The organism is Citrobacter sp. Ca225, assembly GCF_030337175.1.
Lineage (GTDB): Bacteria > Pseudomonadota > Gammaproteobacteria > Enterobacterales > Enterobacteriaceae > Citrobacter_A > Citrobacter_A amalonaticus.
In genome coordinates, this window is sequence record NZ_JAOWCD010000050.1 from 1 (window position 1) to 10254 (window position 10254).

The 10254-nt window shown below is 56.4% G+C and carries 11 protein-coding genes; 9 read left to right on the forward strand and 2 right to left on the reverse strand.

All coding sequences use genetic code 11. The features are described 5' to 3' along the window. A partial coding sequence (locus OGW13_RS03720) for an ATP-binding protein (RefSeq protein WP_287115676.1) occupies positions 1-757 on the forward strand: 757 nt, incomplete at its 5' end. A gap of 136 nt (positions 758-893) precedes the next feature. Here the strand turns inward: OGW13_RS03720 and OGW13_RS03725 are convergent. Continuing rightward, positions 894-1529: a hypothetical protein gene (locus OGW13_RS03725; protein ID WP_287115677.1), complete on the reverse strand. Its 636-nt coding sequence runs from the start codon at positions 1527-1529 to the stop codon at positions 894-896. Positions 1530-1744: 215 nt separating this feature from the next. Then, complete coding sequence (locus tag OGW13_RS03730) at positions 1745-2098, reverse strand: hypothetical protein (RefSeq protein WP_287115678.1); 354 nt, start codon at positions 2096-2098, stop codon at positions 1745-1747. Positions 2099-2486: 388 nt separating this feature from the next. Here OGW13_RS03730 and OGW13_RS03735 point away from each other — a divergent pair, with 388 nt between their 5' ends. From OGW13_RS03735 to OGW13_RS03770, 8 genes are all read left to right on the forward strand, one after another. Continuing rightward, entirely contained in the window at positions 2487-3095 is a 609-nt protein-coding gene (locus tag OGW13_RS03735; protein WP_004393990.1) for a TetR/AcrR family transcriptional regulator, read from the forward strand. Continuing rightward, positions 3092-4243: an efflux RND transporter periplasmic adaptor subunit gene (locus OGW13_RS03740; RefSeq protein ID WP_022652304.1), complete on the forward strand. Its 1152-nt coding sequence runs from the start codon at positions 3092-3094 to the stop codon at positions 4241-4243. Before OGW13_RS03735 ends, OGW13_RS03740 begins: the two co-directional genes overlap by 4 nt. Then, positions 4240-5445, forward strand: coding sequence for an ABC transporter permease (locus tag OGW13_RS03745; RefSeq protein WP_022652303.1), 1206 nt, complete (start codon positions 4240-4242; stop codon positions 5443-5445). The genes OGW13_RS03740 and OGW13_RS03745 overlap by 4 nt, the downstream gene beginning before the upstream one ends. Position 5446: 1 nt before the next feature. After that, on the forward strand, positions 5447-6157 hold the full coding sequence (locus OGW13_RS03750; protein ID WP_004393997.1) for an ABC transporter ATP-binding protein: 711 nt from the start codon (positions 5447-5449) through the stop codon (positions 6155-6157). Between the two features lie 28 nt (positions 6158-6185). Continuing rightward, the gene (locus OGW13_RS03755; protein ID WP_016236502.1) at positions 6186-6659 is read left to right on the forward strand and encodes a cytochrome c; all 474 of its coding nucleotides are present in this window, start codon (positions 6186-6188) and stop codon (positions 6657-6659) included. Next, positions 6646-8133 carry an efflux transporter outer membrane subunit gene (locus OGW13_RS03760; RefSeq protein WP_088244041.1) on the forward strand — a complete coding sequence of 496 codons (1488 nt, stop codon included), beginning with the start codon at positions 6646-6648 and terminating at the stop codon, positions 8131-8133. The genes OGW13_RS03755 and OGW13_RS03760 overlap by 14 nt, the downstream gene beginning before the upstream one ends. A 130-nt stretch (positions 8134-8263) precedes the next feature. Further along, positions 8264-8821, forward strand: coding sequence for a recombinase family protein (locus OGW13_RS03765; RefSeq protein WP_001162010.1), 558 nt, complete (start codon positions 8264-8266; stop codon positions 8819-8821). A 2-nt stretch (positions 8822-8823) separates the two neighbouring features. After that, positions 8824-10221, forward strand: a complete 1398-nt coding sequence (locus OGW13_RS03770; RefSeq protein ID WP_174501489.1) for a DUF4158 domain-containing protein — start codon at positions 8824-8826, stop codon at positions 10219-10221. Positions 10222-10254: the final 33 nt, after the last annotated feature.

Consider the following 10254-nt stretch of genomic DNA (forward strand, 5'->3'; position numbering starts at 1 on the left):
AAAATCGGCCCAGATCCGCGAAATTTTAATCAGCGAGTCAGCTTGGGAAGAAATGACCTGCTTATTCGCACCTTCCTTAGCCAATTGGTTAGAAACTTATATTGGAAAGGATGGAACCGGCGATGATGATAGCTGTGTTTCAATTATTGATCTTTCTTTAGTACCAACAGAAATTACTCATCTTGTGACAGCTGTTATTTCAAGGATTGTGTTTGAATCATTGCAACGTTATAGGCGGCTATATAATAAATCTTTACCTACGGTACTTGTCGCTGAAGAAGCACATACATTTATTAAACGGTATCGTGATGACTCTGAAAATCAGGATGTCGCAGCCGTTTGCTGCCAAGTGTTTGAGAAAATCGCACGAGAAGGCAGAAAGTTTGGTCTTGGTATGGTGATTTCCTCACAACGACCATCAGAGTTATCACCTACGGTTTTGTCTCAATGTAATACTTTTCTTTTGCATCGAATTAGTAACGACAAAGATCAGGAGCAAGTTCATAAAATGGTACCTGATAATTTGCGAGGATTACTCCGTGAACTACCTTCATTACCATCCCAACATGCAATACTGATGGGCTGGGCATCTGAACTTCCTGTCCTAGTTAAAATGAAAAATTTGACGAAAGAGCAGCAACCTCATTCTGATGACCCTGACTTCTGGGATGTTTGGACAAGAAAGTATGCGGATGGGAAGTTGGTCGAGAGAACTGTCGATTGGGAAGCTGTTGTAAAGGAATGGCAACAAAAGTGATCTGCAGCAGAAAATGAAAGCGGGAGAGCAGATCGGAATTGAAGGAACTTTATGCCATCAATCTACTTGGTGTTGCGTTCCATTGTCCCTCCCCCCATGACGACTGAAGTGGCTGCAAACGCAGTACCTAACAATCTCAATATAAACAATGAACTAACCTCTTAGCGTGGTTTTTTGCATCATTGGCCCTCAAACCCCGAAACTCGTTTCTGCCTGTGCGACGAGGCAAGGTTAGATATTCTTCAGCCGGTGCGTTGTCCGGCACTCGTGCGCCGTTAGATTCAAAGAATATCGGGCTGAAGCTAATAGCTCCGTCTATAAATTTGTCTGCAAAGTAGAGAGTGAAGTGACGGCTTCTGCTATCCAACGTGGACATTGAAATGGTAACGAAAGAAGAGAGCGCAACGGTTTTAAAAGCTCTGCTTACGAGAGGGTCTGATGGGTCATCTTCGAATGTCGAAGGCATCATTGGCATTTGAGCAACGTTATAGCGCTCGCGGCTGCTTAGAAAGTTTGTGCGTAACTGCATACAGCTCAGTGGCCGAATTTCTCTGCCATCTCCGATAACCTGAATGAACCGGCCAGGCATGGTGTTCTTGTATTGGATACGCTGGTAAGTGAAAGAGATATCACTGTTCATCATCGACCTTTCAAATGCCTCCGTTAAGCAGGCCGGCATCCTTGTGCTGAAGCGATTACTGGCGTGATCTTCATAGCCCCGTAATTGTGCTTTGTACCTTTCAAAAGCATCCCAATCGTTCATTCTTGCCATATTTGCCTCAACAAAAAAGGGGCCGAAGCCCCTTTGGTATTTGCGCTATAAGTAAGGTTTGGAGTTCGACGATGTCAGCTACCGATTGCAGACATAATCTGCTGCGTACACAGCGTAGAGCGGGCTGGGGACTGTTAGCGGAGTCTTTAAGTGAATAAATAAACCCAACCCGCTCTACGATGTGCTGTTCCCCCGGAGGGGAACAGACACGCAACTTAGTTCTTACCGGTGTTTACGGTAACGCCCTGGCGGTTAGATTCCGCTTTAGCGATTTCCAGACGAGTGTCACGTTCAGCTTTCACTTCGCCCTGCAGCTGAGTCACCTGCGCTTCGAGGAACTCAATGCGGTTGTCTTTGGCTTTGCTGTTTGCGTTCAGTTCAGCCATTTCAACACGGTGATCGCCCTGCAGCTGAGCAATCTGAGCTTTGGAAGCAGAGTCAGCCTGACGGAATGCAGAGGTACGCGCTTCTTCAACTGCCTGCTCATTGCCTGCTTCAGCGTTCACTGCACGAGTGTTCAGCTGGTTCAGATCAGCAACGGAGATGGTCGCCAGGCCACGAGCTTTCATCAGGTCAGCCAGTACGCGGTCTTCGTTTTCGATAACACGCAGTCGCAGCTGGGCAGCACCTTCACGCTCTTTGGTGTTGATCTGGTTATCCAGGTCGGCCAGCTGGGATTGCTTGAACTCAATTTCTTCGGCTAGGTTGACGTTAGACTGCGCCAGAGCTGTCAGCTCGACTGCAACCTTGCTCAGATCGGCAACAGCTTTAACAACGCCTTTAGCTGAACGGTCGGACGCGGTGATAACCTTTTTGGGGACGTCTCAGAAAACGGAAAATAAAGCACGTTAAGCCCATTGCAGACTCTAGATATTGACGAGTACGTCGGGTTTTCTCTTGTTTGAGTTGCCTCTTGTGGTAAGATAGTAATCAATTACTATCTTACCAGGAGTGCTCGTGGACACCCATCCAAAGCATCTGCCGGCCGATGAACGTCGTGCCGTAACTGTCGAGTCCGTCGTGGCGCTTGCCGGTTCACAAAACCCAAGCGAGATAACCACTGCGGCTATCGCTAAACACATGAACTTGACCCAGGGTGCGCTGTTTCGGCACTTCCCGAACAAGGAAGCCATTTGGCAGGCGGTCATGGAGTGGGTAGCAGAGCGCCTATTAGCCAGAATCGATCGATCCGCACAAGGAATCGAGTCGCCCTTGGCAGCCATGGAGGCGATGTTCATGAGTCATATCGAATTCGTAGCTGAGCACCCAGGCGTGCCAAGAATGATGTTTGGTGAGCTTCAGCGTGCCGAATCGACACCGGCCAAGCGCATGGTGCAAACCTTGATTCAGCGCTACGGCGAACGTTTGCATCGTCTCATCGAGAAAGGCAAGGCCAGCGGCGAGTTGTCTCCCTCGCTTGACAACGAGGCGGCGGCAACGCTGTTCATTGGCACGATCCAGGGCTTGGTCATGCAATCGCTGTTGGCGGGTGATGTGGGACGTATGCACCGCGATGCGCCGCGCGTCTTTGCAATTTATCGGCGTGGCATAAGGAGTGCGCAATGAAAAAGTTACCCTTGCAAGGCCGCACCCTGGCACTGCTTGCCGTCATCATTCCTTTGCTGGTGCTTTTTATTTATGTCGGTCTGCGATCAGGGCCGCTCGCCCCGGTCGCTGTGACGGTGGCAAGCGTGGAATCACAGGCTATCACACCGGCGCTGTTCGGCATCGGCACGGTGGAGGCGCGCTACACCTACAAGATCGGACCGACGTTTGCCGGGCGCGTCAAACGCCTGGAGGTGCATGTAGGCGACCAGGTCAAGGCCGGACAGGTGCTCGGCGAGATGGAGCCGGTCGACCTTGATGATCGGGTGCGCTCACAGGAGTCTGTATTCAAGCGGGCGGAAGCGGCTTTGCGCGAGGCAGAAGCCCGGCAAGCCTACGCGCAAACCCAGGCGCGCCGCTATGAGCAATTGTTTGCGGTGCGCTCGACCAGCGAGGAAATCGTCACCACCAAGCGGCAGGAACTGCAGATCGCCGATGCCGCCCTATCCGCCGCTCGGGAAGATATTGCCCGGGCACGCTCCGACCGCGAAGCACTCGTCGCGCAGCGGAGCAATCTGCGCCTGATCGCGCCGGTCGACGGTGTAGTCGCCGTGCGCGATGCCGATCCCGGCACGACCATCGTCGCGGGCCAGGCCGTGGTGGAAGTGATCGACCCCAAGAGTTTGTGGATCAATGTGCGCTTCGACCAGATCAGCGCATCGGGGCTGGCTGGGGGGCTGCCGGCTCATATCGTCCTGCGTTCGCGTGGTGGCCAGACCTTGAAAGGTCGCGTGCTGCGGGTGGAACCCAAGGCCGACGCGGTAACCGAGGAAACGCTTGCCAAGGTGACATTCGATAACAAACCAGAACCTTTGCCACCAGTGGGTGAACTGGCCGAAGTCACGGTTGACTTGCCGGCGCTCCCGGCCGCTCCACTGATCCCCAACGCTGCCGTCCAGCGTGAAGGCGATAAAGTTGGTGTCTGGCAAATCGTGGATGGTGATCTGCATTTCTCCCCGGTCAAGCTCGGCACTTCCGACCTCAATGGTTACGTGCAGGTGCGCGAAGGGCTCAAGAATGGGGACCAGGTTGTGACCTATAGCGAAAAGGCACTGACGGCGCGCAGCCGCATCCATGTGGTCGAGCATATCCCGGGAGTTTCACGATGATCAGCCTGGCCGGCCGCGACATTCTCCATGCCTGGGGGAAATTCGTCTTCACCGGCATCGGTCTGGGTCTGCTGATCGGCGTCACCCTAGTCATGGCTGGGGTGTACCGAGGCATGGTGGACGACGGCAAGGCGTTGCTCGACAACAGTGGCGCTGACCTTTGGGTGGTGCAAAAGGATACTCTGGGTCCTTATGCGGAGTCGTCCAGCCTCAACGATGACGTGTATCGCGCCATTCTCGCCATGCCGGGAGTCTCACAGGCAGCGAACGCGACCTACCTGACCATGCAGGTACGCAAGGGCGAGAGTGATGTACGCACCATGGTGGTCGGCATCGCGCCCGGTGCGTTGGGGGCTACACCCGGATGGCCTCCTTATCTCGTCGCTGGACGCCAGATCACGCGCGGTCACTACGAGGCTGTGGCCGACATCGCCACCGGCTTCAAACTGGGAGATCGTCTTGCCATTCGCCGCAATCATTACACCGTCGTGGGGCTGACACGGCGCATGGTGTCGTCCAGCGGCGACCCGATGGTATTCATTCCGCTCAAAGATGCCCAGGAGGCCCAGTTCCTCAAGGACAACGATGCCATCTGGCAAAGCCGGCGTCGCACCGAAGCCAACCCGGTCTTCAATCGACCCGGTGATCCAGGTTTGCTGGATGCCGTGATTGCTTCACAGAGCAGCAACGCGTTCGTCAATGCCGTGCTGGTCACTCTGAAACCTGGTCATGCGCCGGACGAGGTTGCCGAATCCATCCAGCGCTGGAAGCGTTTGACGGTCTACACCCGGGCACAGATGGAAGACATCCTCGTCGGCAAGCTGATCGCCACCTCGGCCAAGCAGATCGGCATGTTCCTTGTGATTCTGGCCATCGTTAGCGCGGCCATCGTTGCCTTCATCATCTATTCGCTGACGATGGACAAAATCCGTGAGATCGCGGTGTTGAAGCTCATCGGCACACGCAACCGAACCATCGCCGCGATGATCATGCAGCAGGCGCTCGCCCTGGGCGTGATTGGCTTCGTGGTCGGCAAGATCACAGCCACCTTTTCAGCACCGGCTTTTCCAAAATATGTCCTGCTCACGCCAATGGATTCTGTCGCCGGTTTTTTTGCCGTGCTCGTGATCTGCGTTCTAGCTAGCCTCGTCGCCATTCGCATAGCACTCAAGGTCGATCCGGCCGAAGCCATTGGAGGTTGAGATGAGTGGCAAAGGGATACACATCGAAAGTTTAAGCAAGCGGTATGGCGATGGTGACACCGCTGTCTTTGCCTTGAGAGACGTGAATATGCATGTTGCGCCTGGTGAAGTGGTGGGACTGATCGGCCCTTCCGGGTCCGGCAAGAGCACGCTGCTCAAGTGTCTGGGTGCGGTGATCGAACCGACCGCCGGTCGCATGACGCTGGGCGATGAAGTGATCTACGCCGATGGCTGGAAAGTCCGCGACCTGCGCGCCTTACGGCGTGACAAGATCGGTTTCGTTTTCCAGGCGCCGTACCTGATTCCGTTTCTCGATGTCACCGACAACGTGGCGCTGCTGCCGATGCTTGCAGGCGTCGCGAATGGAGAGTCGCGCGCGAAGGCACTGGAATTGCTCACAGCGCTTGATGTGCAACACCGAGCTCGCGCAATGCCCTCGCAACTCTCCGGTGGCGAGCAGCAACGGGTCGCCATCGCGCGCGGACTGGTCAATCGTCCGCCGGTGATCCTGGCCGATGAACCCACTGCGCCGCTGGATTCCGAGCGCGCCATGGCTGTAATCCGCATCCTCAACGACATGGCCCGGAAGTTCGAGACCGCCATCATCGTCGTCACCCATGACGAAAAGATCATCCCCACATTCAAGCGCATCTACCACATCCGCGACGGCGTGACCCATGAGGAAGCTGGCGAAGGGCGGGAGTTCGAATGAGAGAACGATTGAATTACAGGAGAATTTCATGACCCACCGCAAACACAGCCACGCATTTGGAACTATCACCCTGACCGTTACGGCCTGCCTGCTTTTATGGGGTTTTCAGTTGCCAGCTTGGGCTGGTGACGCTACCCAGGTTGAGCCACTGGCGCTACGCAAGATCATGCAGGAACTCGGGCGCAACATGCAGGCTATTACCGGTGCGATTTCGCAGGAGGAATGGGTTCAGGTCGTTCAGCTCGCCCCAAAAGTTGCTGCACACCCCGAGCCACCGCTTACTGAAAAAATGCGCATCCTTGCTTACCTCGGCGCTGATGCGACCAAGTTCAGAAACTTTGACGCGCAGACTCACGAGGCGGCGCTGGCCATGAAGCTGGCTGCTGCGAGCAGCGACGGCAAGGCGGTGACCCAATCATTCGCCCACGTGCAGGAAAGCTGCTTGGGCTGCCACCAAGCTTTCCGTAAACCTTTCGTGGAGCATTTTTATGGAGCACGCTAAAACATGCCAGCGCCCCATCAGCCTCGAAAGACGGCTTGCGGCAACTTACCTGGTAGCTGGTCTGGTCACCGCCGGTCTGGCCGGCTGCGCCGCCGGCCCTGATTTTCAGCGTCCCACCGCACCCGATGTGGCTCGCTACACTGCAACACCGGTAGCTGATAGAACCGTGTCCGCTCCCACGCAGTTCGGCGAAACACAACGTCTAGTCGAAGGGCTTCCGATCGAAACGCAATGGTGGCAAAGCTTGGGTTCATCCGCACTCGACGGACTGATAAACGAAGCTTTCCATGTCAGCCCGACGCTGGCGAGCATCAGCGCCAATTTGCGACAGGCGCAGGAGCTTCTTGCCGCACAGGCGGGCTCGACGCAATATCCACAGGTAGATGTCGCACTGGGATCTCAGCGCCAGCAAATGAGTCCCAGTAGCCAAGGGTTGAGCGGAGACGCACGTCAATTCAGCCTCTACAACGCCAGCGTTGGCGTGCATTACAACCTCGATCTGGCTGGCGGCAACCGGCGCGCACTCGAAGCCTTGGCTGCTCGCGCCGACTACCGTCGCTTCGAACTGAATGCTGCGCGCCTGGCCCTTGCCGGCAACATGGCAACCGCTGCCATTACCCGAGCACGCCTCGCCGCGCAACTAGAAGCCACTACTGCCATTTTGCGCGTGCAGGATGAGCAACTGCGCCTAGCCCATGAACGCGTGCGTATCGGTCAGGCCTCACCTGATGAAGCGTTGAGCCTACAAGCTCAGGCGGAGCAAACGCGGGCAGAACTGCCTGCGCTGCGTAAACAACTGCAACAAACCGAACATCTACTGGCGGTGCTAGCCGGTCGTGCCCCAGGCACGGGTGGCATCCCGGCCTTCACTCTGGCCGATTTCACTCTACCCGTCGAGATGCCGCTCGTCGTGCCCTCAGAACTGGTGCGCCGCCGACCGGATATCCAGGCGTCAGAGGCGCTGTTGCATGCGGCCAATGCAGACTATGGTGTGGCTGTCGCCAAGCTCTACCCACAGATCAACCTGAGCGCCAACCTTGGTTCTCAGGCGCTGACCACCGGTGCCCTGTTCGGTGGTGGCTCGGCAGTGTGGGGCCTGGTTGCGCAGCTCACCCAGCCTCTTTTTAATCCAGGGCTACCCGCTGAAAAAAGAGCGGCGCTCGCCGCTTTTGATGCCGCCGTAGCCAATTACCAGAGCGTCGTATTGGAGTCTTTGCGTAACGTCGCCGACACCCTGCGCGCGGTGGAAAGCGATGCACAAACTTTGACTGCCCTCGCTGCCGCTGATATGGCTGCACAGGCCTCCTTGCAGTCGGTCGAGCGGCAATACCGGCTGGGCGCGGCCAGCTACCTGCAACTGCTCATCGCGCAGCAACAGGCACAGTCAATCCGGATCAATATGGTTGCGGTCCAGGCACAACGCCTAGTCGATAGTGTTGTTTTATATCAGGCCCTGGGAGGTGGTGTCAGTTAAGACTATACCCTAACCTGATGTCAGATGTTGAGCACAAACAACGTCAGAGTAGGGTATTAATTTATATTTATTGACACATTCAGCCAAGGGTAATAGATTTCATCCTGACATTTTTACCTTTGGAGGCATCTTGCAAGGTCAACGTATCGGCTACGTTCGCGTCAGCAGCTTCGACCAGAATCCTGATCGACAACTGGAACAAATAGAAGTCGGCAAGGTATTCACCGATAAGGCTTCAGGCAAGGACACACAACGTCCCGAACTTGAAAGGCTGCTGGCCTTCGTCCGCGAGGGCGACACCGTGGTGGTGCATAGCATGGACAGGTTGGCACGCAACCTTGATGACCTGCGCCGCATCGTCCAAGGGCTGACACAACGGGGCGTGCGCATGGAGTTCGTCAAAGAAGGGCTAACGTTCACCGGCGAGGACTCACCGATGGCCAATCTGATGCTGTCGGTCATGGGAGCCTTTGCTGAGTTCGAGCGCGCTCTGATCCGCGAACGTCAGCGCGAGGGAATCGTGCTGGCTAAGCAGCGCGGGGCCTACCGGGGACGAAAGAAATCGCTGAACAGCGAACAAATTGCCGAGTTGAAACGGCGAGTTGCGGCAGGCGACCAGAAAACCTTGGTGGCCCGTGACTTCGGCATCAGCCGCGAAACCTTGTACCAGTACCTGCGGGAAGACTGACCATGCCACGCCGCTCAATCCTGTCCGCCACCGAGCGCGAAAGTCTGCTGACACTGCCAGATGCCAAAGACGAACTGATACGGCACTACACGTTCAACGAAACCGACCTGTCGGTGATCCGTCAGCGTCGCGGCGCCGCGAATCGATTGGGCTTCGCCGTGCAGCTTTGCTACTTGCGATTCCCTGGCATCTTCTTGGGCGTCGATGATCCTCCATTTCTGCCCCTGCTGCGCATGGTGGCCGCACAACTCAAGGTGCCGGTGGAAAGCTGGAACCATTACGGCCAGCGCGAGCAGACACGGCGGGAGCACTTGGTCGAGCTGCAAACGGTGTTTGGATTCAAGCCCTTCACCATGAGTCATTACCGGCAAGCCGTGCATACATTGACCGAACTGGCCTTGCAAACAGACAAAGGCATTGTGCTGGCCAGCACCCTTGTTGAAAACCTGCGGCGGCAGAGCATCATCCTACCCGCCATGAATGCCATCGAGCGCGCAAGCGCCGAGGCCATTACCCGTGCCAACCGAAGCATCCATGCGGCATTGGCCGATTCCTTGATACCTGTCCATCGCCAGCGCCTGGACGAACTGCTCAAGCGCAAGGATGGTAGCAAAATGACGTGGCTAGCGTGGCTGCGCCAATCGCCCGCCAAGCCGAACTCGCGCCACATGCTTGAACACATCGAACGCCTCAAAGCCTGGCAGGCGCTTGACCTACCTGCTGGCATCGAACGGCAGGTACACCAAAACCGCTTGCTCAAGATCGCCCGCGAAGGCGGCCAGATGACGCCCGCCGACCTGGCCAAGTTCGAGTCGCAGCGGCGTTACGCCACCTTGGTAGCACTGGCCATCGAGGGCATGGCCACCGTCACTGATGAAATCATCGACCTTCACGACCGTATCATCGGCAAGCTGTTCAATGCGGCCAAGAACAAGCATCAACAGCAGTTCCAGGCTTCCGGCAAGGCGATCAACGACAAGGTGCGGATGTATGGGCGCATCGAGCGCACGCTGTTCATTCTGGATTGGCTGCAAAGCGTGGAGCTGCGCCGCCGCGTCCATGCGGGGCTGAATAAGGGCGAGGCGCGCAACGCGCTGGCCAGGGCGGTCTTCTTCTACCGATTGGGTGAAATCCGCGACCGCAGTTTTGAGCAGCAGCGCTACCGGGCCAGCGGCCTCAATCTGGTGACGGCGGCCATCGTGTTGTGGAACACGGTCTATCTGGAGCGTGCCACCAGTGCTTTGCGTGCCCACGGCAAGGCGCTGGACGACACGTTGCTGCAATATCTGTCCCCGCTGGGGTGGGAGCATATCAACCTGACCGGCGATTACCTATGGCGCAGCAGTGCCAAGGTCGGTGCGGGGAAGTTCAGGCCATTGCGACCGCTGCCACCGGCTTAGCGTGCTTTATTTTCCGTTTTCTGAGACGACCCC